General features: G+C 43.8%; 22 protein-coding genes. 10 read left to right on the top strand and 12 right to left on the bottom strand.

The annotated features are described in order from the left end of the window. Positions 1 to 18: 18 nt before the first annotated feature. Positions 19 to 1,056: a hypothetical protein gene (locus B3R63_RS10570; RefSeq protein WP_005016177.1), complete on the bottom strand. Its 1,038-nt coding sequence runs from the start codon at positions 1,054 to 1,056 to the stop codon at positions 19 to 21. A 156-nt stretch (positions 1,057 to 1,212) separates the two neighbouring features. Here B3R63_RS10570 and pheS point away from each other — a divergent pair, with 156 nt between their 5' ends. Genes pheS through B3R63_RS10555 form a run of 3 tightly spaced genes read left to right on the top strand, consistent with a single transcriptional unit; the run spans position 1,213 to position 4,902 of the window. Then, positions 1,213 to 2,193, top strand: coding sequence for a phenylalanine--tRNA ligase subunit alpha (pheS, locus tag B3R63_RS10565; protein ID WP_005016174.1), 981 nt, complete (start codon positions 1,213 to 1,215; stop codon positions 2,191 to 2,193). A gap of 34 nt (positions 2,194 to 2,227) precedes the next feature. After that, positions 2,228 to 4,609, top strand: coding sequence for a phenylalanine--tRNA ligase subunit beta (gene pheT, locus B3R63_RS10560; protein ID WP_286730986.1), 2,382 nt, complete (start codon positions 2,228 to 2,230; stop codon positions 4,607 to 4,609). Further along, a complete protein-coding gene (locus B3R63_RS10555) occupies positions 4,606 to 4,902 on the top strand; it encodes an integration host factor subunit alpha (protein WP_005016170.1) in 297 nt (98 codons plus the stop codon). The genes pheT and B3R63_RS10555 overlap by 4 nt, the downstream gene beginning before the upstream one ends. A 201-nt stretch (positions 4,903 to 5,103) precedes the next feature. Here B3R63_RS10555 and B3R63_RS10550 read toward each other — a convergent pair whose 3' ends face one another. From B3R63_RS10550 to trxA, 3 genes are all read right to left on the bottom strand, one after another. Beyond that, positions 5,104 to 5,463, bottom strand: a complete 360-nt coding sequence (locus B3R63_RS10550) for a hypothetical protein (protein ID WP_005016168.1) — start codon at positions 5,461 to 5,463, stop codon at positions 5,104 to 5,106. Between the two features lie 428 nt (positions 5,464 to 5,891). Next, on the bottom strand, positions 5,892 to 7,154 hold the full coding sequence (gene rho, locus B3R63_RS10545; RefSeq protein ID WP_005016165.1) for a transcription termination factor Rho: 1,263 nt from the start codon (positions 7,152 to 7,154) through the stop codon (positions 5,892 to 5,894). A gap of 333 nt (positions 7,155 to 7,487) precedes the next feature. Further along, entirely contained in the window at positions 7,488 to 7,814 is a 327-nt protein-coding gene (gene trxA / locus B3R63_RS10540; RefSeq protein WP_005016162.1) for a thioredoxin, read from the bottom strand. A gap of 264 nt (positions 7,815 to 8,078) precedes the next feature. On the opposite strand from trxA, the gene ppx reads away from it, so the two are divergent. Genes ppx through B3R63_RS10515 form a run of 5 tightly spaced genes read left to right on the top strand, consistent with a single transcriptional unit; the run spans position 8,079 to position 13,203 of the window. Then, positions 8,079 to 9,599: an exopolyphosphatase gene (ppx, locus tag B3R63_RS10535; protein WP_286730980.1), complete on the top strand. Its 1,521-nt coding sequence runs from the start codon at positions 8,079 to 8,081 to the stop codon at positions 9,597 to 9,599. A 35-nt stretch (positions 9,600 to 9,634) separates the two neighbouring features. Next, complete coding sequence (locus tag B3R63_RS10530) at positions 9,635 to 10,459, top strand: acetyl-CoA carboxylase carboxyltransferase subunit alpha (RefSeq protein WP_111280460.1); 825 nt, start codon at positions 9,635 to 9,637, stop codon at positions 10,457 to 10,459. After that, positions 10,396 to 11,760 carry a tRNA lysidine(34) synthetase TilS gene (gene tilS, locus B3R63_RS10525; RefSeq protein ID WP_151838651.1) on the top strand — a complete coding sequence of 455 codons (1,365 nt, stop codon included), beginning with the start codon at positions 10,396 to 10,398 and terminating at the stop codon, positions 11,758 to 11,760. Before B3R63_RS10530 ends, tilS begins: the two co-directional genes overlap by 64 nt. A 16-nt stretch (positions 11,761 to 11,776) precedes the next feature. Beyond that, entirely contained in the window at positions 11,777 to 12,607 is an 831-nt protein-coding gene (proC, locus tag B3R63_RS10520; protein WP_005023535.1) for a pyrroline-5-carboxylate reductase, read from the top strand. A 26-nt stretch (positions 12,608 to 12,633) separates the two neighbouring features. Next, the gene (locus B3R63_RS10515) at positions 12,634 to 13,203 is read left to right on the top strand and encodes a YggT family protein (protein WP_005016149.1); all 570 of its coding nucleotides are present in this window, start codon (positions 12,634 to 12,636) and stop codon (positions 13,201 to 13,203) included. 70 nt (positions 13,204 to 13,273) lie between these two features. Here B3R63_RS10515 and polA read toward each other — a convergent pair whose 3' ends face one another. After that, on the bottom strand, positions 13,274 to 16,033 hold the full coding sequence (gene polA / locus B3R63_RS10510) for a DNA polymerase I (protein ID WP_286730974.1): 2,760 nt from the start codon (positions 16,031 to 16,033) through the stop codon (positions 13,274 to 13,276). 153 nt (positions 16,034 to 16,186) lie between these two features. On the opposite strand from polA, the gene B3R63_RS10505 reads away from it, so the two are divergent. After that, positions 16,187 to 19,036 carry a DUF2339 domain-containing protein gene (locus B3R63_RS10505; RefSeq protein WP_151838648.1) on the top strand — a complete coding sequence of 950 codons (2,850 nt, stop codon included), beginning with the start codon at positions 16,187 to 16,189 and terminating at the stop codon, positions 19,034 to 19,036. On the opposite strand, the gene B3R63_RS10500 is transcribed toward B3R63_RS10505, so the two are convergent. Together B3R63_RS10500 and B3R63_RS10495 are read right to left on the bottom strand one after the other, a co-directional pair. Then, positions 19,026 to 19,949, bottom strand: a complete 924-nt coding sequence (locus tag B3R63_RS10500) for a mechanosensitive ion channel family protein (protein WP_151838647.1) — start codon at positions 19,947 to 19,949, stop codon at positions 19,026 to 19,028. The genes B3R63_RS10505 and B3R63_RS10500 overlap by 11 nt on opposite strands. Before the next feature lie 9 nt (positions 19,950 to 19,958). After that, a complete protein-coding gene (locus B3R63_RS10495; protein ID WP_005016140.1) occupies positions 19,959 to 20,780 on the bottom strand; it encodes a hypothetical protein in 822 nt (273 codons plus the stop codon). 103 nt (positions 20,781 to 20,883) lie between these two features. Here B3R63_RS10495 and gspE point away from each other — a divergent pair, with 103 nt between their 5' ends. Then, entirely contained in the window at positions 20,884 to 22,371 is a 1,488-nt protein-coding gene (gene gspE / locus B3R63_RS10490; RefSeq protein ID WP_005023546.1) for a type II secretion system ATPase GspE, read from the top strand. A 71-nt stretch (positions 22,372 to 22,442) separates the two neighbouring features. Here gspE and B3R63_RS10485 read toward each other — a convergent pair whose 3' ends face one another. The 5 genes from B3R63_RS10485 to B3R63_RS10465 form a co-directional block, all read right to left on the bottom strand. Continuing rightward, the gene (locus B3R63_RS10485) at positions 22,443 to 22,868 is read right to left on the bottom strand and encodes an organic hydroperoxide resistance protein (protein ID WP_005016136.1); all 426 of its coding nucleotides are present in this window, start codon (positions 22,866 to 22,868) and stop codon (positions 22,443 to 22,445) included. A 97-nt stretch (positions 22,869 to 22,965) separates the two neighbouring features. Continuing rightward, complete coding sequence (locus tag B3R63_RS10480) at positions 22,966 to 23,790, bottom strand: carbon-nitrogen hydrolase family protein (protein WP_005016134.1); 825 nt, start codon at positions 23,788 to 23,790, stop codon at positions 22,966 to 22,968. 23 nt (positions 23,791 to 23,813) lie between these two features. Beyond that, positions 23,814 to 24,344, bottom strand: a complete 531-nt coding sequence (gigB, locus tag B3R63_RS10475) for an anti-anti-sigma factor GigB (RefSeq protein WP_005016131.1) — start codon at positions 24,342 to 24,344, stop codon at positions 23,814 to 23,816. A 113-nt stretch (positions 24,345 to 24,457) separates the two neighbouring features. After that, on the bottom strand, positions 24,458 to 25,426 hold the full coding sequence (gigA, locus tag B3R63_RS10470) for an RsbU family protein phosphatase GigA (RefSeq protein ID WP_005016128.1): 969 nt from the start codon (positions 25,424 to 25,426) through the stop codon (positions 24,458 to 24,460). Between the two features lie 124 nt (positions 25,427 to 25,550). Next, entirely contained in the window at positions 25,551 to 26,456 is a 906-nt protein-coding gene (locus tag B3R63_RS10465) for an MlaA family lipoprotein (protein ID WP_005023548.1), read from the bottom strand. Positions 26,457 to 26,632 lie beyond the last annotated feature (176 nt).

The following is a 26,632-nucleotide window of genomic DNA, read 5'->3' as shown; positions in this document are numbered from 1 at the left end:
TAGAAAAATATTTAGCAGTTACAATCCAAAATAATAGGCGACGACACAAATTACGATTGTTAAAAGAAGCAATTTAATCACATTTCCCATGCCGGCTTTATGTGTACCTGCTGGTACTTTTTCTTTACGTACGGGTTGTGCCAGGGTAACTGCTGGACTATCTAGTGGGGTTGCTACCGGTTCTACATAAGTTAACTGTGCAGATTTATAGTGATTGGCAACTTTAACGATCAGCTTGCTGAGCAGGTCATCAATTTTTTGAGAAAAATGTCTCAGGTTAATCTGTTCTTCAGGCGTTAAAGTCGTACCCTGCTCATCAAAAGGATGTTTACGCTTATACTCGACAAATTCTGACAGTGCAGTTACCCGGTGTAATAGTTCATGTGCAATATCGGCAGAATAGTCAGTTGGAATTAAGGCCAAATATTGTAATGATATACTGTCAGACGCTACTTGGGATGCTGGCTCACTGACACCGTAATATGGTAGGTGGCGGTTTGCAGGCTCTACATAACCTTGGGCAAATTGGGTTCTGAAAAGTTCCTGTTCAATGAACTGGTGTATTTCATCCCAATTGGCATCTTGCAGGTCAATATCAACCAGTTTGGATAAACGCCCTGGTAACTCATAGCTCCAGAATGTTTCATGACGCTTATCCAGACGTTGTCCAGCAGGTGCTTCAAAATCGTTTTCAGCAATATACCATTCAGCCAGTTCCTTTCCGAAAATCCATGCTGTCTTTTTTTGATGCTCATGACTGACAATAAAATGAGCAAATGGCAACAGCTCAACATTTGCATTCGGGTTTTTCTCATCAATCAATAAATTTGAACTATGCAGACTTAAACGGTAAACCCCACGTTTCTTTAAACCCTCCAGCCAGATTTGAAAATGCTGGGCTAGCAAGTGCTGTGTATGCAAGTTGCGAAAACTGAAGATATGTTGCTGAAAAATAGAATGATGTAGCCAGCGGCTAAAGGGCAGGTCATGGCTTAAATATTCATTGCCATAAGTAACGAGACTTAATTGTTGTTTCCAGATTTGATCGAGTGCCATTAGGGTTGATCTCATTGTCATTCATCTTATCTTATACTTTTTATAAATCATCCTGCCAATCTAATTTTCCTGCCTGATGGCTTCATCAATCCGGATAAAAACTGTTAGAATGCAGAGTTTTATTATATTTCCAACTTTGATGCTTTGAGAGTTAATATGTCACTGGAAGCCCTGACCACTGAAGCGCTGGCTGCAATTGCAGCGGCTCAAGACCTTGCTACACTCGACCAAGTACGCGTTCAATTTACGGGTAAAAAAAGCCAGCTAGCAGAACAGTCCAAGGCACTGGGCAAAATGGACCCTGAAGAACGTAAGATTCAGGGCGCTGCCATTCATGCCGTACGTGAAGCGATCAATACTGCGCTAACAGAACGTCAGAAAGAATTACAGCAGGCTGCATTACAACAAAAACTTGCCAGTGAGACTATTGATATTACTTTGCCAGGCCGTGGCCAGCGCATGGGCAGTATCCATCCGGTGACTCAGGTGCAAGAGCGCATCTGTCAGTTCTTTACTAAAGCCGGTTTTACTATTGCAACCGGACCAGAAGTTGAAGATGACTATCATAACTTTGAAGCATTGAATATTCCTGGCCACCATCCGGCACGTGCCATGCATGATACTTTCTATTTTGATGCCAAGCATTTATTGCGTACCCATACTTCGGGTGTACAAATTCGCACTATGGAAACGTCTGAGCCACCTATTCGTATTGTATGCCCGGGCCGCGTTTACCGTTGTGATTCAGACCAGACCCATTCACCAATGTTTCACCAGATTGAAGGATTATATGTCGCAGAAAATACCAGCTTTGCAGAACTTAAAGGCCTGCTGATTAACCTGCTTAATGAGTTCTTTGAAAAGGACTTGAAGGTCCGTTTCCGCCCTTCATATTTCCCGTTTACTGAGCCTAGTGCGGAAGTGGATATTATGGATGAACGTGGCCGCTGGCTGGAAGTGCTGGGCTGCGGTATGGTACATCCGAACGTACTGCAAGCTGCTGGTATAGACCCTGAAAAATATAAAGGCTTCGCATTTGGTCTGGGAGTAGAGCGCTTCGCTATGCTGCGTTATGGCATCAATGACCTGCGGATGTTCTACCAGAATGATGTGCGTTTCTTGCGCCAATTTGCTTAAGACAAGATTTGAAAATTTGTAAGGTTTAATCGATATGAAAATTAGCGAAAATTGGTTACGTAGCTGGGTAAATCCGGCCATCGATAGTGAAACGCTGTCAAATCAACTGACAATGCTCGGTCTTGAAGTCGATGATATGTCACCGGCAGCAAAACCTTTTACCGGAGTTGTCGTGGGTGAAGTTCTAAGTGTAGAGCAGCATCCTGATGCAGACCGTCTGCGTGTAACGACTGTTAATATTGGTTCGGATGAACCTTTACAGATTGTATGCGGTGCACCTAATGTGCGTGCAGGTATGAAAGCAGCAGTCGCAACAATTGGGGCAGTTTTGCCTGGTGATTTCAAAATTAAAAAAGGCAAACTTCGTGGTGTTGAATCTCAGGGAATGCTCTGTGGTGCCTCTGAAATTGATCTTGAAGATAAACTTGATGGACTGCTTGAGCTGCCAGATGATGCACCGATTGGTATGAACGTCCGTGAATATCTTAATCTTGACGATCATGTCATTGATATCAGTATTACACCTAACCGTGGTGACTGCTTCAGCATTCGCGGTATTGCCCGTGAAATTGGAGTAATTAACCAGTTGGCAGTTACTGCACCTGAAGTTGCAGACGTTGCAGCCACTATTGCCGATGAAAAGAAAGTGATTGTGGACACTGCTGGCTGTCCACGTTACCTGGGCCGGGTTATTAAACATGTAAATACCAAAGCAGCTACTCCACTCTGGATGGAGCAGGCTCTGGCCCGTTCCGGAATTCGTCAGCATAGTATTCTGGTCGATATTACCAACTATGTATTAATGGAGCTAGGCCAACCATTACATGCTTTTGACGCTGGCAATGTACAAGGTGCGATACATGTCCGTCAGGCAAACCCGCAAGAAAAACTGGTCTTGCTCAATGAGCAGGAAGTTACACTTTCTGAGGATATAATGGTCATAGCTGATGATGAAAAAGCATTAGCAATTGCCGGAATTATGGGAGGCCTGTCTTCTGCAGTTTCTGATGAAACTACGGAAATCTTCCTTGAGTCTGCATTCTTTGCACCACTTGCTATTGCTGGACGTGCCCGCCGTTTCGGACTGCATACGGATGCTTCACAGCGCTATGAACGTGGCGTGGATTTTGAGTTGCCAATACTGGCCATGAACCGCGCATCTCAATTGATTCAGGAACTGGCAGGTGGTGACTTCGGTCCAATTACAGTGGTGGAACAGTCTGAGCTTTTACCAACACGTGATGCCATTGAGCTGAAACAGACACAGGTTGACCAATTACTAGGTTATCAGCTTGATGGAGAGTTTATTACAGACGCTTTAACGCGTTTAGGCTGCCGGGTTGAAATACGAGCTGAAGGACACTGGATAGTTGTGCCACCTTCACATCGTTATGACTTGGCCATATATCAAGACCTGATCGAAGAAGTCGCTCGAATAGATGGTTATGACAACATCCAGATCAGTCTACCGGTCATTGATGTCAAACTGGCAAAATATCAGGATCAGCTTGAGCTTGGTCAATTACGTCAGACTATCGCAACCTTGGGATACCAGGAAGCCATCAGCTTCAGTTTTGCTGATGCTAAACTTGAAAAGCAGCTTAATCCACAGGTACATCCATTAATGTTGGCAAATCCGATCTCAAGTGATCTCGCTGCCATGCGAAGTACTTTATTATCGAGCCTGATTCCATGTGTACAATATAACCTGAACCGTCAGCAAAACCGTGTGCGCCTGTTTGAACTGGGTTTGCGCTTTGACTATCAGAATGCAACTGATATCTGTGGTCTTCAGCAAATTCCAACTCTGGCCTTTATTGCAGTTGGATCCCGTGTACCTGAATCTTGGCATGCTAAAACTCAAGTGATGGATTTCTTTGATTTAAAGGGTGATGTAGAAGCAATTTTGGCAGCAGGCCGGATTAAGGTCGAGTATGTTCCTTCAGAACGATCATGGTTACATCCTGGTCAGTCAGCCGAAATTCTGGTGGATGGAAAAACCGTGGGTTATCTGGGACGTTTGCATCCTTCACTAGAAGATGAGCTTGATTTAGGTATCACTTGGGTTGCCGAACTGGATCAAAAGGCTGTTTTGCAATCTTATGTATCTAATTTTACAGAATTATCACGTTTTCCATCGGTTCGACGTGATATTGCGCTTTTAATTAGTGATAAGATAAATGTTAGTGAAATTCAGCAGTTAATCGAACAAACAGGCAGTGAGCTGCTTCACTCAGCTTGGCTGTTTGATGTGTATACGGGTCAAGGTGTTGAAGAGGGCAAACGCTCACTAGCATTTGCGCTGTTGTGGCAACACCCAACACGTACGCTTGAAGATGCTGAAATTAAATCAGGTATGGATAAAATTATTGAAGTGTTGGAAAACACTTATCAAGCGACATTGAGGGCCTCATGACAGCATTAACTAAAGCAGAAATGGCCGATCATCTTAGTGAGCTTACGAGCCTGAACCGCCGTGAAGCGAAACAAATGGTTGAGTTATTTTTTGATGAGATTAGTCAAGCTTTGATTGCCGGTGAACAGGTAAAACTCTCCGGTTTTGGTAACTTTGAGTTACGCGATAAGCGCCAGCGCCCAGGTCGTAACCCAAAAACAGGTGAAGAAATTCCAATTTCAGCACGTCGTGTAGTGACTTTCCGAGCAGGACAGAAATTTAGACAACGTGTGGGGAATGAGCAGGTCGATTGACCTGCTTTTTTTTAATTATTTTTAGGTCGGCTCTGGATTGTAAGACACTGGAGCAGAAATTTTTAAAAACTATAGAAGAAGAGAGGAAAGCCTGAAAGATAATAAAAATGTTAGATAGAAAGATAACTTATAATTTTTTAAAGATTTAGACAATAAAAAAGAGAGCCAAAGGCTCTCTTTTTTGACAAATAATCGTATAGATTATTGAGCAGCTTTTTCAGTAGCTGGAGCGTCAGTAGCTGTAGCATTAGTTGCATTAGCATCAGCAGCTGGAGCTTTAGTTGCAGCGTCAGCAGCATCAGTAGCAGCGCCAGCAGCATCAGTAGCAGCGTCAGCAGCTTGGTCAGCAGCTTGAGCAGCATCAGTAGCAGCTTGTTCAGCAGCAGGAGCAGCTTCTACAGCAGCAGCGTCAGCAGCAGTTTCTGCTTCGTTTGCAGCAGCAGTAGCTTCAGTAGCAGCAGCGTTTGCATCAGCAGCAGCATCTTCAGTTTTTTTAGCACAACCAACGAAAGCTAGGGTAGTAGCAACTGCAGCAGCAATAGCGATTTTCTTGAATAACATGGCATCACTCTCATAAAAAAGTTGAGATTAAAAAAAACCTGAGCCAGTCTGTTTTGTGCTTTTATTATTCCTAACGTTAGATAGGTAACAACGCATGGAGCAGACTAACTGGGCTGTAAATATGCTATCACTGCCATTTTTTAATTACTACTGCCTAACCTTAAAAAAAGGTCAAAAAATGCAAAAAAACGTCTGATTTTTAACAGAAAATAACAATGGAAAATGAAGAATACATTGGACAAGTACTAAATAAATGCTTAAAAGTTATAGGTTTTTTTAAATGAAGGCTTTATTAATCAAAAGCTTGTAATCAAATTAAACATGAAGTTAAGTCGTTTGTATCAATATGTAAAACTTGTCAACTAAAATATAAAGACCATCGTTATAGATGGCCTTTATATTATGAGTACTTACTTTACAGTTCTTGCTTATTGCTTGCGTTTCATCTGATCAAAGAAATCATCATTGGTCTTGGTTTCTTTCATACGGTCAAGCAGGAATTCCATAGCTGCCAGTTCATCCATAGGATGAAGAAGTTTGCGCAGAATCCAGACTTTGCGCAGATTTTCTTCACTCATCAGGCGCTCTTCACGACGCGTTCCTGATTTCTTGATATTCATGGCAGGGAAAACACGCTTTTCTGCAATACGGCGGTCTAGGGTGATTTCTTGGTTACCTGTACCTTTAAATTCCTCATAGATGACGTCATCCATCTTGCTGCCAGTTTCAATCAGGGCAGTTGAGATGATCGTCAAAGAGCCGCCTTCTTCGATATTACGTGCAGCACCGAAGAAACGTTTAGGACGTTCTAAAGCATGTGCATCCAAACCACCAGTCAGTACTTTGCCTGATGATGGAATTACCGTGTTATAAGCACGGGCCAGACGGGTAATCGAGTCAAGCAGGATTACCACATCTTTTTTATGTTCAACTAGACGTTTAGCTTTTTCAATAACCATTTCAGCTACCTGAACATGGCGAGCAGGTGATTCATCAAAGGTAGATGCTACTACTTCACCACGAACCGTCCGCTCCATTTCAGTTACTTCTTCTGGACGTTCATCGATGAGCAGCACGATCAGAAAAACTTCCGGGTTGTTACGAACAATTGACTGAGCAATATTCTGCAGCAACATGGTCTTACCGGCTTTTGGTGGCGCTACAATAATTGAACGCTGACCTTTACCAATCGGAGCAACCAGGTCAACCACACGTGCTGTCAAGTCTTCCGTTGTACCATTACCAAGTTCCATTACCAGCTGTTCGGTTGGAAAGAGTGGGGTCAGGTTTTCAAAGAGAATCTTGTTACGTGAGTTTTCAGGTGTGTCATAGTTAATCTGGTTAACTTTAAGCAGGGCAAAATAACGTTCACCCTCCTTTGGCGGGCGAATAGTACCTGTAATGGTATCACCCGTACGTAAATTAAAACGGCGAATTTGGGATGGACTGACATAGATATCGTCTGGGCCTGCGAGATACGAACCCGCAGCTGAACGTAAGAAGCCAAAACCGTCAGAGAGAATTTCAAGTACACCATCACCAAAAATTTCTTCGCCATTCATAGCATGACGTTTCAAGATGGCAAAAATAATATCTTGCTTGCGGTTACGGGCCATTCCTTCAAGGCCCATAAACTCAGCAATTTTAATAAGTTCGCCAATCGGTTTTTTCTTGAGTTCGGTTAAGTTCATAGATGGTCAGATAGGTCTAAAAAGGGACATATGAAGTGGAAGTTAAGAAGAAGCAAAAGTCGGCCGCATGCAATATGAGTAAGTCCGTCGTAATTGCACAATAACAAACTCAGATGACTGATTAGTTGTATCGAAGAGAAATGTATAAAACACTTTCTGTTGCCGAGCGGCGATCTTATGTTTTGTATCTTTTAAGAAAGTGGAGAGCGAGAATTGCTCCAACGTTTCTTGAGCATGAAATATAAGTCAGAACAGGAAGTTTGTCAATTTAAGCATGAAAAAAATACGCTATTTTATAACAGCGTATTTTTATAACGGATGTTTAAAACCAGATTAGATATTTTCGTCAATAAATGCAGCCAGTTTCGAACGTGGAGCAGCACCTACCTGTTGACCTACAACTTCGCCATTTTTAAACATCAACAGCGCTGGAATATTACGGATATTGTATTTTACAGCCGTATCTTCGCATGAAGTCACGTCAACTTTAACGATTTTAACCTTGCCTTCGTATTCACGTGATAAATCTTCAAGTACAGGAGCAATTGCCTTACATGGGGCACACCATCCTGCCCAGAAATCTACCAGCACTGGAGTTTCAGCGTCCAGAACATCTGCCTGGAAGTTTTCATCAGTTGTATTAACAATATTAGCAGACATGGGTATGACTCCAAAAGTATTTTAAAGATAGCATTGTAATTTTGCGAATATTACACAGCCATCAGGTTCAATGAAAGAGTTAAAGTTATTTTTCCTCTTATCTGTTGTTTTGTCTAATGGAAGCTCGCGATACTGACAATCGTGATACACAATCATTAAGTAAAACAAAAAATATAAACTCGAGTAAATGTTGAGTAAACGTCTTTTAAATTCATAGCATGTGAATTACTCTAAGCGACAATTCGGTGAAGGTATGTGTAAAGAATGTCTGATTTTTTGATCGATGAAGAATTGCTTGCTGCCATAGACATGGGGTCAAACAGTTTTCATCTTGCAATTGCCAGAGTTGATCATGGGGAAGTCAAAAAAGTTGCCTCAATGTCAGAAAAAGTTCAACTGGCAGCCGGCCTTGATGAAAATAAAAACTTGACTGAAGCTGCACAACAGCGGGGTTTAACCTGCCTTGCCCGTTTTGTGGCGCGTTTGGGTTCAGTACAACCTACCCGCATGCGAATTGTAGCAACCAATGCCTTGCGTCAAGCGAAAAACGGGCATGAATTTATTCAAAAAGCTGCCGAAATCTTGCCAAAGCCGATTGAAATCATTGCAGGGCGTGAAGAAGCCCGTCTGATTTATCTGGGAGTTTCACATACTATTGCTAATGGTGGCCGCCGGCTAGTCGTCGATATTGGTGGCGGTTCAACTGAGCTGATTATTGGTGAAGAGTTTGAACCCTTGCATACTGAATCCTTACAGATGGGTTGTGTGGCCTATACCAAAGCTTATTTTGCTGACGGCTCTATTTCTGTAAAAGCTTTTGATAAAGCCGTGGTTGCTGCACGTAAAGAGCTCTCTGCAATAGCTAACACCTATAAAACTGAAGGATGGGATACTGTCGTAGGCTCAAGTGGAACCATTAAGGCCTGCCGTCAGATCATGGTTAACATGGGGTTGAGTGACGAGCAGGAAAAAGTTACCCGTGAAGGTCTATATAAATTAAAAGATAAACTGCTTAAGTTTAAGCATGCTTCTGAAATTGATTTCGAAGGTTTAAAAGATGACCGGCGTGCTGTTTTACCTGCCGGGATTGCCATCTTGTATGCTGTATTTGAAGTCCTGGAGCTAGATAAACTGGTGTATTCAGATGGTGCACTTCGTGAAGGGGTGATGTATGACCTGTTGGGACGTTTTAAGCATGAAGATATTCGGGACCGTAGTGTACAGGCATTGATGGGACGCTATAACGCTGATCCGAAACAGGCAGAGCGTGTAGTAAAAACTGCCCAGCAACTATTTGATGGCGTGGCAGAATCATTAAATCTGACTTGTGATGATCGCGATCTGCTACGTCGTGCCGCCTATGTGCATGAAATTGGTCTTGCAATCAGTCATGGTGGATATCATCATCATGGTGCCTATTTACTTCAACATTCCGATATTCCGGGATTCTCCCAGATTGATCAAAATCATCTGTCTCGGCTGGTGGGCTTTCATCGCCGCAAGCTGCGTCATGAAGCAAAAATTGAAGTAACGCGGGCAGGAGGCGAAAAACTGGCCTATCTTTGCCTGTTATTACGTTTAGCAGTTTTAATCAATCATAGTCGCAGTGATCAGGTGCTTCCTGCCATTGAACTGTCTGTAGTAAATGATCAACAATGGCAACTCAGTGTTTCGGGTGATGCCAAACAATGGCCTCTGCTGATTGCAGATTTGCAGGATGAGCAAGTGCAGTTCAAGCATTGGGATATTGAGTTGAATATTCAGTCGGAAAAATTTATCAATTAACTCAATTTTGTTAATTCAGGAATAATACTCGGCCTATGAAGAACAAAGCTGCTCAATCTAAAGCATGGAAAACAGTTCAAATTGCACGTCACCCGGAACGTCCGCAATTTCTGGATTATGTGGGCGAAATTTTTACAGAGTTCGATGCGTTGCATGGTGATCGCGTTTTTGGCGATGATGGCGCGATGATCGGCGGATTGGCTCGTTTCAATGGTCAGCCGGTGATGGTGGTAGGACAGCACCGCGGTCGTAGCACTCGTGAAAAATTGCAACATAATTTCGGGATGTGCAATCCTGAAGGCTATCGCAAGTCACAACGTCTACTCGATATGGCAGAGCGATTCAATCTGCCAGTATTTACGTTTATTGACACTATGGGCGCATACCCGGGTGTAGGGGCTGAAGAGCGGGGACAGGCTGAAGCTATTGCCAGTAGTCTTGCCCAGCTTTCAAGCCTGAAAGTTCCGGTTATTGCAACGGTACTGGGTGAAGGTGGTTCTGGCGGTGCGCTGGGGATCGGGGTTGCAGACCGCGTGATTATGCTGTCACACAGTATTTATTCGGTAATCTCGCCAGAAGGATGTGCCTCTATTTTATGGAAAACTGCTGAAAAGGCAGAACAGGCCAGTGAAGCGTTATCATTAACAGCAGATAAACTTCAGGCACTGGGTATTGTAGAATATGTCGTCGATGAAGGTGAGGGAGCACATTTACATCCTGAACTGGTTATGGACCGTCTTCAAGAAGTGCTTAAACAGGCACTTGATGAATTGAAAGGAATGGATGCTAGCGAACGATGCGAGGCACGTTACCAACGTTTAATGAAGTTTGGCAGCGAGAATTCAGGTCTGGTTGCTTAAAACAGCTTGAGCAGTTTTCACCAGAAACTTCTTTCCTGATCGGATGTAGTGGGGGCATGGATTCCATGCTCCTATTATATTTTATGGCGGCGCTTTGCCCCGGACGGATCAGGGCTATCTATGTTGATCACCAATTACAGGCTCAGAGTAGGGACTGGGGTATTCATGTGCAAGCTGAATGTATGAAGCTTGATGTTCCATGCATTGTGCAGCCTGTACATGTAAATGCAGGTAATCTTGAACGTCAGGCCCGTGAAGCGCGCTATCAGGCTTATCATCAGCATATTAAATCTGGCGAAGTACTTGTTCTTGCCCATCATCAGCAGGATCAGGCAGAAACCGTATTGTTAAGATTGTTTTCTGGCACGGGTATTTCTGGACTCTCTGCTATGAAACAGTTGGATCAGCGTCATGAAATGCCAATCTGGCGTCCGATGCTGTCCCTCTCCCGTGAGCAGATTTGCCAATGGGCTGAACAATTAAACATCAGTTTTATTGATGATCCTTCAAATAATAATACCTATTACGACCGTGCCTGGTGCCGAACAATGCTCTGGCCGCTCTTAGCTTCCCGCTTTTCTAAAATGCAGCAAGCAGTCACCCGCACAGCTTTATTAATGCAGGATGCCGATGAGATTCTGCAGGAAGTATTACAAGAGGATTTAAAAAACTGTGGCAATGCACAGCAGCTTGATCTCGCAAGATTAAAATTACTTTCAAAACCCCGACAGCGACAACTGCTTTCAACATGGATGAAAGGTGAAGGTATATATCGGCCAGCTTTTGAAATGGTTGAGCGGATTCAGCATGAAGTTATTGCTGCCAAAGCCGATGCACAGGCGGCGCTACACTGGAACAAGTATTATTATGTTCGTTATCACGGGCAGCTTCACCGTTTACAGACAGATGAATATCTGGCTGAGAAAAATACTCAGCTCATTTTTGAACAAAGTTTTATTCCCGAGCTTTCTCATGTTTACCAAACTGCTTCTGGCCATTATCAAATTCAACCGCAAGCAGTGGGTTTATCAGCAGATTTATTGAAGCAGAATCTTGTATTAACATCGCGGCAGGGTGGGGAAAGAATTCATCTTTATGGCCGTGTAGGTGCATGGCCGCTCAAAAAGGCTATTCAGGAAGCACAAATTTTTCCTTGGCAGCGTCATCAGATTCAAATATTAAGCCGAGATAATGTTATGCTTGGGGTTTTTACGCCCAAAGGGTTTTGGTTGGCGCAATCTCCATATTGTGAGCGAGGTGGCTGGCAACCGGTATTAATCACTCAGCAACAACAAATGTAAATGACGAGCATTGAACATGAGTACAGCTTTAAATTGCAATATCTGTTTTATTGGCGGTGGCAATATGGCACAAGCCTTAATTGGTGGCCTGTTAGCACGTGGGTTGCCTGCTACCCGTATTACAGTAGCTGATCCGGTTGAACAGATTCGTTCGTTGCTTCAGGAAAAAGATATTCATGTGACTGAAGACAATGTTGCAGCTATTCATGATGCCGATGTGGTCGTTCTGGCTGTTAAACCACAGGTATTGGCTAAGGTATTGCAACCTTTAAAAGGTCTGTTTGCTGGAAAACTGCTTATTTCAATTGTAGCAGGTGCTCAGATTGCAACTATCGCTGAGCTGGTCGAGAGTGATCAGGTGGTACGGGTAATGCCGAATACACCGGCACTGGTACAGACTGGTGCACACGGATTATATGCCAGCCCTGCTGTGCAGCAGGCGGACCGTGATCTGGCTAGCCAGATTCTGGCATCGACCGGTTTGACCTTGTGGGTTAATACCGAAGAACAGATTGATGCTGTTACTGCGGTCTCTGGGTCTGGCCCGGCATATTTTTTCTATATGATGGAAAGTATGATACAGGCGGGTAAAAATCTTGGTCTGGATGAGAAAGTAGCCACCGCACTGACTTTACAAACAGCTTTAGGTGCTGCACAAATGGCGATTACCAGCTCCAGCTCACCGTCTGAGTTACGTAAAAATGTAACCTCACCGAACGGCACGACACAGGCTGCACTGGAAATGTTTGATCGTGCACAGATTTCCCAAAACATTCAGGCTGCACTTGCTGCAGCGAAAAAACGCAGCCAGGAACTCGCACAAGAGCTGAGTGAAAGCACTAAATAATTTGATTTGATTAGGAAAGTTAAAGTATGGGTGCAAATTCTGCGCTAATTTTTGGCATTATCATTAACGTAGCGATTTTGCTCGTCTTCTTCCGTTTCTTGGTCCAGTTGGCTGCGGTGAATCCTTATAACCCGGTAGTAATGTCTACGGTCAAGGCAACCAAGATTGTTGATGTGTTCGGCCGTATCCTGCCAACACTCGGTAAAGGCCGTGTAAATCTGGCAGCTCTGGTTCTGATCGTGGTGTTATATCTGCTTAAGATTTTCGGCCTGATGTATCTGTCTGGTGTTATGCCAAACAGCCCTGTGCATCTGGTGATCTTGACTTTTGTGACCATGATTCAGGATTTATTACGTTTCTGTCGCTATCTGATTTTTGCAACGATTATCTTAAGCTGGGTGGTGATGTTTACCCAGTCGCGTGGGCCTTATATTGAAGTCATTCAAGATCTGGCTGAACCTTTATTGGCACCGTTTCGCCGCTTGATGCCTAATATGGGGATGATTGACCTGTCTCCAATTTTGGCATTCCTGGCGCTCTATATTGCCGAGATTTTGATGAATGAAGTTGCCCGGATTTTGTTAGTGGGTTTATAAAGAGCTAAAATAAAAAAGGACCGTTAGGTCCTTTTTTATTTTCTGGTGATTAAGTAAAGCAAGTGGTAGCTTAGTGTGCTTCTTCCCAGTTACAGCCTTTACCTACTTCTACCAGTAAAGGTACAGAGATTTCGACTACCGACTCCATAACCTCAGCCAGTTGAGGGGCCAGCTCATCTGCGATATTTTCGTCAACCTCGAATACCAATTCATCATGAACCTGAAGTAATAAACGTGCCTGATCTTTCGGCAAGATTTTATCTACCGCAATCATGGCTAGTTTAATAATATCTGCTGCGCTTCCCTGTAACGGTGCGTTAATTGCAGCACGTTCAGCTGCTTTACGTACCATCATGTTACGGGCATCAATATCTGGTGTGTATAAACGGCGACCAAATAGCGTGTCTACAAAGCCCTGTTCCAAAGCCAGTTGACGGGTACGTTGCATATACTCATAAATTCCCGGGTAACGGTGAAAATACTGTTTGATATAATCCTGCGATTCCTGACGGGTAAAACCAAGCTGACGAATCAGACCGAACTCAGACATGCCATACAGTAATCCAAAGTTTACAGCTTTAGCCTGGCGGCGCTGGTCATTGGTGACGTCTTCAAGAGCAATTCCCAAAACTTCAGCTGCTGTGCGGCGATGAACATCCTGACCGTGGCGGAAAGCATCTAGCAGGGCATCATCTTGCGAGAAATGGGCCATTAGACGCAATTCGATTTGAGAATAGTCAGCAGCCAGCAAGACACGACCAGCCGGAGCAATAAAGGCTTTACGAATCTGTCGGCCAATTTCTCCGCGAATTGGAATGTTTTGTAAGTTCGGATCAGATGATGACAGACGTCCGGTGGCAGTAAGTGCCTGATGGTAGCTGGTATGTACCCGATGGGTAGAATTATTGGACTGCTTGACCAGAGCATCTGTATAGGTGCTCTTTAATTTAGCAAGACTGCGGTGTTCCAGAATTACAGCAGCAATCGGATGCTCTATTTTTTCCAGAATACTTTCGCTGGTACTGAACTGGCCTGTGGCAGTCTTTTTACCACCTTTAATGCCGAGCTTTTCAAAAAGCACTTCACCTACCTGTTTCGGAGAAGCAATATTGAACGTTTCACCAGCCATTTCCATCGCTTGCTGTTCTAGCTCCTGCATGGTTTTGGCAAACTCTATGCTGAGCTGGTCCAGAAAGCCGTGGTCTAGACGTATACCATCTTCTTCCATACCCGTCAGAATACGAGCAACCGGCATTTCAATATTATATAAAATATTGCAAAGTTCCGGATGAGCTTTTAATTTTTCAGCCAGTACTTCATAGAGGCGATAAGTAACGTGAGCATCTTCGGCTGCATAAGGTGAAGCCACTTCCAGCTCAATCTGGTTAAAACTCTTCTGCTTGGCACCTTTCCCTGCCACCTGCTCAAAGGTAGTGGTCAGGTGACTTAAATATAGGCGCGCGACATCATCCATACCATGACGGGTAGCCACCGAGTTCAGCACGTAAGAGGCCAGCATGGTGTCAAAAAACCAGCCCTTGAGTTCAATTCCATGATTGGCAAAAATATGGGCATCATATTTAAGGTGATGGCCAATTTTTTCAACCTGATCATTTTCCAGAATAGACTTGATTTGAGCCAGAACCTGTTCACGGTTCAGCTGCTCAGGTGCACCTGCATAGTCATGTGCCAGAGGAACGTAATATGCATCTTTTGCATCAAAGGCGACAGAGAAGCCGACCATTTCTGCTACCCGGTAGTCCAGACTGGTTGTTTCAGTATCAATAGCAAAGCGGGTTTCGCTAGACATACGCTGAAATAACAATTCCCAGTCTGCTTGGGTCAGCACGGTATGATAAGTTGCTTCGCCCAGCCGGTCTTCTTCACTGCTCAAAGTAGCATGTTCATCTGGTATATCTTTATTTGCAGGTAAAGCCGTAGCTTGAGCTGAAGCCTGTTTATAAGTAGTGTTATTTGGATTATGGGGGTGATCTAGGGATTGTAGCTGATTACGGAACTCAAGTTCGGTATACAGATTACGCAAGGTTTCTACATGCGGATCTGCCAGTTTTAGATCTTCCCAGCTTATATTCAAGTCAAGATCACATACAATGGTAGCCAGCTGATGGTCAATGGTTATACCTTCGAGATTATCCTTAATACTCTGGCCGACTCTACCCTTAATATGTTCTACATTTTCTAGAATGCCCCCAAGTGAACCGTATTCATTGAGTAGTTTAGCAGCAGTTTTTGCCCCTACACCTGGTACACCCATAATACCATCTGAGGCATCACCCATCAGGGTCAGGTAGTCAATAATCTGGTGAGGCCATACTCCAAACTTCTCAAAGATTCCCTGAATATCCATCGGTTTGTCTTTAAAACTGTCTTCCAGTGTCACTTTATCTGTGACCAGCTGTGCCATATCCTTGTCACCAGTAGAGATCAGGACCTGATGGCCGGCAGCTTCAGCGCGTTTTGCCAGTGTTCCAATGATGTCATCAGCTTCGGCACCCGGCAGGGAATAAAGGGGAATACCTAAAGCCCGGATCAGGGCATGCAGATAAGGAATCTGCTGGGAGAGTTCACTTGGCATGCTTGGGCGGTCACCTTTATAAAGTGGCGACAGCTCATGGCGGAAAGTAGGCTCGGGTGTATCAAAAATTACAGCCATATGGGTGGGCTGGATGCGGCGCATCAGTTTTTGTATTGCAGAAATCGCGCCACGGATTGCATTGGTATGTAACCCGGTTGAAGTGGTTAATTGAGGCAGCGCATGAAATGCCCGGAATAAAAAATAGGACCCGTCAACCAAGACAAATGGTGGCATTGAATACTTCCTTACAATCGAATGGCTTTATTCTACGTGAATTTTCTCTGCAATGCAGAATATGAATTTTGCAGCAGTTTGTATGCAAATTCTTTTATCTGATAAGAGATCGGTTAAGATAGCCAAAATTGGACAGGAATACTCAATTTGCCCATGTATAACAAAGATAAGCAGGGATATTTCATTTTTCTTCTGATCATACTTGTCGTTATTTTTGCTGGCTCTGCACTTGTTAATTTTGAGCTTGGCATAGTCGGCGCCAGTTTATTTTTCAGCATATTACTCATCCAGCTGGTTTCAAATATGCAACAGCGTTTGCAGCAGCTAGAACAGCGGGCGAGATTTATACAGCCAGCAGCCGATCTGGTTTGGCAAAAAGCAGGGATGTATGCAAGTGTGCTGTTTGGGGCAGTGATTTATTTAAGTGACTGGCGCAGTATGCTCTGGCTTGCAATTATAATTTTTATCATTTGTCTGATTCATTTGCTTAACCGGTTGCAACAACGTTTGGCTAATCTGGAGCAGCATCATTCACTGGCTGGACCTTCTTTACTTCCGTTACCCGCCCGGCAACTGCAAAGCAGGCAAGAAGCAGAAATACTTTCCGAACAGACTTCCCCTTCAGGGCCAGCTCATACCGGATCTTCTGTTACCGAACCAGATAGAGTGCCAGCAGTAGCACCAGAACCGGCTGCTTCAAGCTGGTGGCAGCCTGCCATTAACTGGATGGTACATGGTAATCCAATCTTGCGAGTCGCTGTGGCAGTGCTGATGATCGGAGTCATATTATTACTCCGCTTTGCCAGTGAACACTGGCAACTCAGCTTGGGTTTTCGCTTAGGGTTTATTGCTTGTATTGGCGGTGCTATTACATTTTTTGGCTATAGCCTGCAAAAGAGAAATCTTTTATTTGCTGTTGCATTGCAGGGGGTAGGACTCGCTGTTATTTTCCTGACACTGGTATTTGCCCATCATTATGGAGTTATTGCCAGCCTGTCTATAGCCAGTATGCTCTTTGCAGCACTGTTGATAGTGACCAGTTATTTGAGCCTCAAACAGCATGCTGTTTATCTGGCTATACTAGCTTTAGGAATGGCCTATGCGGCGCCCCTGGTCATTCCACAGTATCATCCGGATACAGTGTTTTTACTGGGCTATTATTTATTAATTAATCTGGCAGTGGCTATAGTTAATTTTGTTCAGTCCTGGAAAATTCTTAATCACATTGCATTCTTCGTCACCATGCTGTTAGGTGGCAGTGTCATCGTCATATATAGCGAAGCAAAACAGTATCTCATCCTTGATCTCATCATCTGGCTGCATATTCTGCTCTTTATCTGGCTAAGCATTCGCTACAGCCAGTTAATTGCACGTAAACACGCATTAAGTTTAAGACAATTACTTAGCCATCCTGAGCAAGAACAGGGCCGTTTACAGCCATTGCTTGATGTGAGCCTGATCTTTAGTGTACCCGTGCTAGGTTTTTCCCTGCATGCCTGGTTGATGCGCGATAACACATTGGCTTTGACTCTAGGTGCTGCCTTGCTGGCGCTCATCTATGCCGGATTAACACTCTGGATTCGTCAGCAACAGCAGGAGCTATCTTTACTCGCTAAAAGTTTCTTTATTTTATCGGTTTCTTTTATTGCACTAATTTTTCCACTGGCGCAAGGGGCACACTGGAGCACCATTGGCTGGGTCGTACAGGGTGCCGCTCTAATTGTCTGGGGCGTAACTGAACGCTACCGATTTAGCCGTTATATTGGCGTAGCATTACTTTTGCTAAGTTCAGTGACCCTGTTTTATCAAATCTGGAGCCAAAGCCAGTTTCCGGTTTTAAGTACAGCAATTTATGCGTTTGCCCAGCTGATATCAGTATATTACCTGTTACAGCATCAGTCCTCTGAAGAAAAGTATTTTAGTAGCAGTGTATTAAGCTGTATTTTACTAGCTTTAGGTCTTTATGCGGGAGCCGCCGCCGCTGTACACAGTCTTGGCCTGCAAGGGCAGGGTTTAAGCCCATATCTGGCTATGGCAGCTCTTTTATCTGCAGTATTTACAGCATTTATGCACTGGAAAACCCAAGTAAATTGGTTGCTGGTACAGTTATTTATCAATACGCTATTTTTACTATTTTTAGGTGCTGCAATCTGGCAGGAAAATTTGTGGACTAATCTGGCATGGAGTACATCGGGGTCTCAATATTCGTTCCTGTTTGCTTCGGCCGTTACTGCTTTTATAACATTATGGGCAAAACCTGAACATAACAGTCAATCAGTAAAAGAATTTTGGGCTGCGATTAGCTGGTTATTGTTGGCTGTTACTGGTTTGGCTGTTTTGCCAACAACGCCACTTCTGGCACTGGGCTTAATTCCTGCATTGTATGGCGCTTGGGCAATTTACTCAAAAACACCTTTTCTGATGCATTCTATTACAGTGTGGTGTTTAAGTCTGTTGTGGCTGACTGGCCTGAGCATTGATGTTCAGGTTGCTGAATATGCCTACTGGACAGTAATTCTTAATCCTGCCGATCTGCTTTCGATTGGAGTAATGGCTGGTTTACTCTGGGCGATTTATCAATATCGATTCCATGATAAAAATCTGGAATGGACATTCAAGATTGGTTCGATTCTGGTGAGCTTGCTGGTTATGAGCAGTATCATGGTACGTGGCTTACATCATTACATGGGTACACCACTTTGGGGAACAGCAATTTGGAGTAATGGGACAGTTCAGCTCAGTTTAACCCTGTTGTGGGTTATCCTTGCTTTTATCCTGATGACGCTGGCCAGTCGCCGCTTGTTGCGACAGATCTGGTTTATCGGTGCAGCCTTACTGGCTATTGTAGTGGCAAAACTGGTCTTTCTGGATCTATCGCAAAGTGGCACTATTACCCGGGTGTTCTCGTTTATTGGGGCCGGAATCGTGATGCTGATTATTGCTTATCTGGCACCTCTGCCACCTGCCATACAACAGTCGACAGATGATGAGCCTAAAGTTTAGGCTCACGTTTTATTTCTCTGGCATTGGCATATCTATCAATATCTTCATTAGCCAATGCAGCAGTGAGAGGGGGGCGGTCAACAAAGCCCATTTTGGGAACAGGAATTTCAATCTGATTATCGACAAAGCCATTACGGATCAATTCCTGCATTTCATCACGGACCTGCAGATAATTTTCCCGGCTACACCATACGGCGAACAATAGTTCAATTGATGATTCTCGAAATGCCGTTACTGTCACTGCCGGTTTAGGTTCGTCCAAAACCAGAGGATACTTATTGGCAACATCCAGCAGAACTTCCCGTACTTTAATAATATCTTCATGGAAATTAATCGCGAGGGTAATGGGGATACGCCGTATGGGAAATTTTGACAGATTCATGACCGGTGCCCGAATCAGCTGTTCATTCGGCAAACGCACATAAACATTATCGAGGGTGAGCAATTTGACCGAAAGCAGATCAATTGACAGAACCTCGCCTTCAATTACATGGCCACGGATGAGAGTAATCTGGATGGTATCACCAACCTCAAAGGAGCCTTCACCAATCAGGAAGAGACCGCTGATCAGGTTGGTTGCAGAGGTCTGTGAAGCAAAACCTAAAGCTACTGTTAAAATACCGGCGGCGCCAAGAAAAACGCTAAGTTTGAAACCGGCTTCCTTCAAACTGGCAATTACAAAAAGCAGAAAGATAAAATAAAAAATACCGCGGCGCCAGACGAGGCGCTGATGAGCATTAAAACGTAAACCTACCGTACGGATAAAAGTATTGGAAATTACCCGGGCAATCAAGAAACCAATCAGGCAAAGTACCAGTCCTACCAAGATTTCACTTAAACGGTCCAGATTAATATTGGTAAAGATTCCTTTGAGGCTTTGGGTCACTTCTTTTGGAATATTTGTATCAGCCATGACCACCTCTTAGAAGAATGAATCAAACATGTTAAATAGTGCTCCACCTGGAGAGCGCGGGGGATGAATATACTGAACCTCGCCAGCCAGAGGCGGGGTCTGGTTTTCAATTCTTACCCGCGGAGGACGGTCCAGTCCTTCATGCAGAACTTTAATCTGTGAAGTCCATAAACGGCCAGTTTTTTCGCTATAAAACAAAGGCAAGGCAGGTACAGGCACATTCATGCGGTCAAAACGCAGCTGCTGATTGCTGGTATTATGAAAATGGATAGGGGTTACGGCGCGAAAAGCACGCGGTTTAAGCTGGCTTAGTTCAGTACGGCCATCCACTGCGGTGGCATAGCACATTTCACCGGTACGCTGGTCTGGGCCAAACCAGGTATCTTTAGAAAGAATGACCGGTAAATCGAATAAAGGATCTCTCTGACTTTCTACAAAACCGGCAATCCATAAGGGAGTGCTGATATAAAGCGTACCGCGTTGCCCTGCTGGGATGTAAATCGGATTGACCGGTTTAATTACGACAGAGCGGTCAGCCAGACGAGGCATAAGCTGGAATTTGCTATGTGTTTTTTTAAACATATAACGTTCAATCTCAACCGGCTGTGGAAAGATAAAATCTGGTTCTTCAATGATACGCCATTCCTGCTCATCATCATGCTGAAACTGTGGTCGATGATATTCAAGTTGCCACTCGCGCTGACTGCGAGTCAGACGAAAAAATAATGAACCGAACTGCCAGGCTTTATTCTGGTTCATATCAAATTGCTGTTCACCCCACCACTTAATAGTAGAAGATTCAGGCTCGAAATTTTCATTGTAATTTGTCAAGACCAGTTATTCCTTTCATCACATCTTTAGCAAAAAACAGACTTCACGCTGTCATATGCATAGAGTACACTCAAAACCAATTTTTCTATTATTATAAGTTGTGATGCAAATACTTAAACAACTACAAATACCTTACAGTTTTGCAAAACGTCATGGCGTCATCTTGCGTTATGAAGGGGACCAAGTCTATATCATGCGTCGTGAAGACACGACTCCCCTTGCTTTGCAGGAGGCTCGTCGGCTACTGGGCCGCCCGGTACATTATCAGTTATGCAGTGCGCAAGAGTTCAATAGTTTATTAGGATCCAGTTATGCCGGTGATACCGGTGAATCACAGCAGGTAGCTGCAGGGCTCGAAGACCATCCGGACTTGCTGAGCCTGGCAGATCAGGTACCTGAAGCAGAAGACCTGATGGATCAGGAAGATGATGCACCCATCGTTCGTCTGATTAATGCCTTGCTGTCTGAGGCAATTCGTGTCGGTGCATCCGATATCCATATTGAATCTTTTGAGAAAAAACTTTCAGTTCGTCTGCGGGTCGATGGACAGTTACGAGAAATCGTTCAGCCACGGCGGGAGCTTGCACCTTTGCTGGTGTCCCGGATTAAAGTAATGGCCCGTCTGGATATCGCCGAAAAACGTATTCCACAAGATGGCCGTATTTCACTTCGTCTTGCCGGACGCGAAGTTGATGTTCGTGTTTCGACCTTACCTTCTTCGCATGGTGAGCGCGTTGTTATGCGTCTGCTCGACAAACAGGCGGGTCGTCTTAATATGACGCATCTCGGCCTGATTGCAGAAGATTATGAACGGTTAAAAACTTTGGTGCACCGACCCCATGGTATTATTCTGGTGACCGGACCAACCGGTTCCGGTAAAACTACGACTTTATATGCGGCCTTGTCTGATCTGAATGATGGTAGCCGTAATATCCTGACAGCCGAAGATCCTATTGAATACCAGCTTGAAGGAATTGGCCAGACCCAGGTTAATACCAAAGTAGATATGACTTTTGCGCGGGCTTTAAAAGCTATGCTGCGTCAGGACCCAGATGTGGTTATGGTCGGGGAAATTCGTGATCTGGAAACAGCTGAAATCGCAGTGCAGGCCTCTTTGACCGGCCACCTTGTACTTTCTACACTCCATACCAATACCGCTATTGGTGCAGTAACACGTCTAAAAGATATGGGCATTGAACCTTTTTTACTTTCAAGTTCTTTAATTGGTGTGGTGGCTCAGCGTCTGGTACGTACTTTATGCGCACATTGTGTTAATTGGCGTGAGGCTGATAGTTTTGAGCAGCATATCTTTAACTCTTTTGAACAGATAGAACCAGTTCGTTTACCTGTACCTAAGGGCTGCGAACACTGTGCCCATACCGGCTTTACTGGGCGTACAGCTATTTATGAGATTGTTCCGATTGATGAGCAGATGCGCCGTCTGATTCATGGGAATGCAGCAGAGTATGAGCTGGAAAATTTTGCCCGCAGACATGCAGGTTCAATTCGCGAAGACGGCTTGCGTAAAGTATTGCAGGGTAAAACAACTTTAGAAGAAGTGCTTCGCGTTACCAATGAAGCAGCCGAATAAGTCATTTTATAAGAATATTAATCAGGGCATTATAAAATTCTGTTTTTGAATTTTATAATGCCATTTTACTTTTAAGTCGTAATTTTTAAATCAACATTAATATTATTGCGAGTCGCGTTTGAATATGGACAGACAATATGAGCAGCTTCAACCAGTTTTTCCGCTTCAGTCTGGTCCATTCCTTCTAAATGAATATTGAGTGTGACTTCAATACCAAAACCGGTCGGTATCGGCCCAATTCCTACTTCGCCGTCAATATAAGCATCTTTAGGCATACTATATTTATCACGGCCCGCAACAAATTTCATTGCACCCAAGAAGCAGGCAGAATAGCCAGCCGCAAATAATTGTTCAGGGTTAGTGCCACCACCAGGACCGCCCATTTCCTTTGGTACAGCCAGTTTTACATCTAAAATCTCGTCAGATGAGGTTGCGCGACCATCACGGCCACCTGTTGCTTTTGCATGTGCACGATAAACTACTTTTTCTAAAGCCATTTTATTACCTATAAGCGAATAGTTGTAGTGTTATCGTGGCGTATTAAAGACCAGAATAAATTGGTTTTTTTGTAAAAAAATCTAAAACCAAATTAAATCAGAACGTGACCAGTTTTCGATGTTGCATGAGAGGCATAGAGTTACGTACAGACTGCTGTTCTTGCAGGTCAAAAGGAACGGTAATCAGGCCCGGACCTTCATTGTTAACCATAGCCAGCAGCTGGCCGCGTGAGTCTGCTGCGGCTGCATGTCCCCAAGTCTGGCGCTTTTCACCATGCCAACCCTGCTGCGCTGCACCTAAAACCTGACATTGGCTATCCATTGCGCGAGCTTGTAAAAGTAACTGCCAGTGTAGCTGGCCTGTAGTGTAAGTAAAAGCAGCTGGCGCAGTTAAAATATTGGCACCACGCTGACGTAGGGTTAAAGCCAGCTCTGGAAAGCGAAGGTCATAACACACCATAAGCCCGATTTGGCCAAATGGTGTATGAATGACTACAGGCTTGTCACCAGGTTCAAATACTTTAGATTCCTGGTAACCACCTACAGCATCCCCAACCTGAACATCAAAAAGATGAATTTTGTCATAACGTCCTTCGGTTTTTTCCGGACTGATACATAAACTGGTCGTACGTACCCGACCATCTTTTATGGTAGAGCCATCAGGACGAAACGGGCAGGGCAATGTACCTGCAATGATCCAAAGATTATAATGATGTGCCAGCTGCTCTAGCCGGCGCTGAATATGTTCAAACTGTTCAGCCGTTTCACGCTGCTTACCTGCTGCAAAACAGACAAAATTTTCCGGAAATACAATAAGCTCGGCACCTTCAGCCTTACTCTGCTGCATCAAACGTTCAATCTCAATGAAGTTATCTTCAATCAGATTTTGGGAATTCATTTGAACAACAGAAAGTAATGGCATCAGTTACTCCGTTTGTTTAGGCTTCAGGTCGAAGGCGCATTTTTACGTTCAGATACCTGATCCAGTGTATCCTGTTCTTTTTGCAACTGTTTTACCAGAGGTTCAAACATATTCTGGTTATTCTGGTTGAGTTTCATTAAAGTTCGGTGAGCATCGAGTACAGTCGTCAACATAGCACCATGAGTTACATGCTCTTCAACAAGTGTACGTGTGCAAACGTTTGGATCACCGCAGTAATTTAAAATTACAAAAACCTGCCCCAGCCCCATACTGTTGGCCAGAGTCGTAATATCGGAATTGGTAGAGAGCATGACAGCCTGAATATTATGGGTCTGCTTAAGTTTTAAGCCCAGCTTCGCCAAAATACCTAATACAGTACTGTCAATAAAAGTGGTCTGGGTCAAATCGACGATTGCACCCACGACACCTGCTTGTTGCTCAATTTTACCAAGTAGTTTGTCTAGACTTATACAAGATTGGGCTCGCACTTCACCAATAAGTTTGAAAATATGCGTTCCATTCAAGCTTGCATATTCAACATGACCTGTTGACATATAAATGCCATTTGCAGAGAAGGATATGAAAATTATCACATAGGGGGGCTACAGACTCAAGTGGCCGATAGTCATCATAGCTATAGCTAAAGAGTATTATATTGATAAATCAGTTAATTCTTTCGACATAGACTTAAGATGGCAATGTCATCTGCAACATGACTCGGAGGCTCAAATGACTGTTTTTCCAGATGTTGGACCAGTTGTTCAAACTGTTCATTCAAACGCCCATCAAAGGGTTCAAGGGCGCCATCTGAACAGATAATGAACCGTGCATGCTGGTTCAGATAACATTCAAACTCTTCAACTTCCAGATCATCTGTCAAGCCTAATGGAAAGCTGCTCGTACTTAAAATTTTCGGTGGTTTATGTGGTTCAAACAAAATAGCGGGCGGATAATGTCCCGCGCTGGACCAGCGGAGTTGATGGGTTTCGAGGTTTAAAATTCCGGCAATCATGGTGATATGCTTTTCAATATTTTCTTGCATCAGCATACCGTTTAGTTTCTTGATCAGTTCACAGGGTGTTTTAGAGCGTCCATGAAACGCAGCCATCCATGAGGTTAACAAGCTGCTGGTTACCCCATGGCCTGAAACATCTGCTAAATAGAAAATAATTTCTTTATCATTCAGCTTCCAGTAGTCATACCAGTCACCGGACAGATAGGCTGAAGGTTGAAAAAAAGTTTCTATTTCATAATCTTTTAAGGCTAAAGGATTAGGTAAAAGACGTTTTTGCAGTTCTGCGGCTGAGGGCAGATCACGACTATCCTGATTACGTTTATACTGTGCATCTATTTTTAACAACGCCTGATCAGGCTGATCCGGTAGATCATTCCAAATCCAGCCAGCTAACGCTCCCTGTTCCCAGGCTTTGGCAAGTGCAGCCCCCTCATGCTGAAAAGCAATAACTACAGTAGGTAAATTCCACTGATAAACCAGGAAATCTTCTACATCTGCAATTGCAATAATTGTCGGGTCGTATAAATCGATATCCTCAATATGAATCATTTGCAGATTCGGAAGCGCATGTAAAGCCCGATCCAAATAAGGAATAGGGCGAGTGGGCTGAATAAAATACATAAGAGGCGTTGATTTACCTGTTTTAAACAAATTTTAAGTTCATCATAATAGATATACTAATTATATAAATCAAAGTGTTGCTAGAGTAACTAGAAAGGATCTAGCAAAACTATTTATCAATTAGTTAATCCGAGATAATTTCAGGATCCGCATTTTCATCATCTGCTTCATCATCAATAAAAGTGATTTCAGCATCAGTGCCTTTTTTCTGGGCAATCTCATAGTTTTTACGCTGTAAATAAATATCACGGATGGCCGCATAACGGTCGCCCTGTAAGACATCTTCAACATCAAGTAGCTGGGAACGAATATCGATACCACGTAGCATCTGGTCCCCCCAGTAAAGACCCTCGTGATCTTCAAAAATATATTTTTGTGGTCGCGCCTGACTGTCTACTACGCGACCTACAGTATCACGAAAAGTACTCGGACCTAAAACAGGTAATACCAGATAAGGTCCGGACGGCACTCCCCAGTAGCCCAAAGTTGTACCAAAGTTCTCGTCTTCACTCTCTAAACCTACACGTCTCGCTGGATCAGCAAAACCTAAACTGGATAGGGTATTTACTGTAAAACGACCGAGAGTTTTTGCTGCGCGGGCTGGACGTCCTTGCATAAGCTGGTTTACTGCGTTCCAGGGTTCACCTAAATTCTTGCGGAAATTGCGGTAGGTTCCCCGCACATCAGTAGGTATCTTTTCTACATATTGCACAGCAACCGGTCGAATAATAGTGCGATCAAGCGCATCGTTTAATTCATAGATCTGACGATTCAGAGGTTGTAAAGGATCTTTGACCTCCTCAGGCTGTGCTGCATTAGCATTTACCTTTAAGTCTTGACGGGTAACATTCTTGAGCTGCCTTAAAGCTTCTAAACGAGAAGGATGAGACGGATGGTCCGGATCAATCACCTCAGCATCAGGAACCTGTTCTGCTGAAGCCGAAACAGGCTGGGCAATCTCCTGAGCGAAACTAGAAGAAGCAAAACCGGCAGCCAGTAAGCTTGCCCATAAAAAATGAAAGTGAGGCATAAAAATTCCTAAAACTTCTACAAGCAGTCAAATGGTCCACAAATTTGATGAGAACTTATTTAAACAGTTCCTTGAATCACACTATTAAAGCAAATTTGTTTGAAATATGGTGAAAAAAAGATGTTTTGTTTAAGAATTATCCAGATGAACGATATTTTATAAAATACCCCTTGCGT

The sequence above is a fragment of the Acinetobacter sp. UBA1297 genome, from assembly GCF_002307755.1.
In the GTDB taxonomy this organism is placed as follows: Bacteria; Pseudomonadota; Gammaproteobacteria; order Pseudomonadales; family Moraxellaceae; genus Acinetobacter; species Acinetobacter radioresistens.
This window is presented reverse-complemented; position numbering and strand designations above follow the sequence as displayed.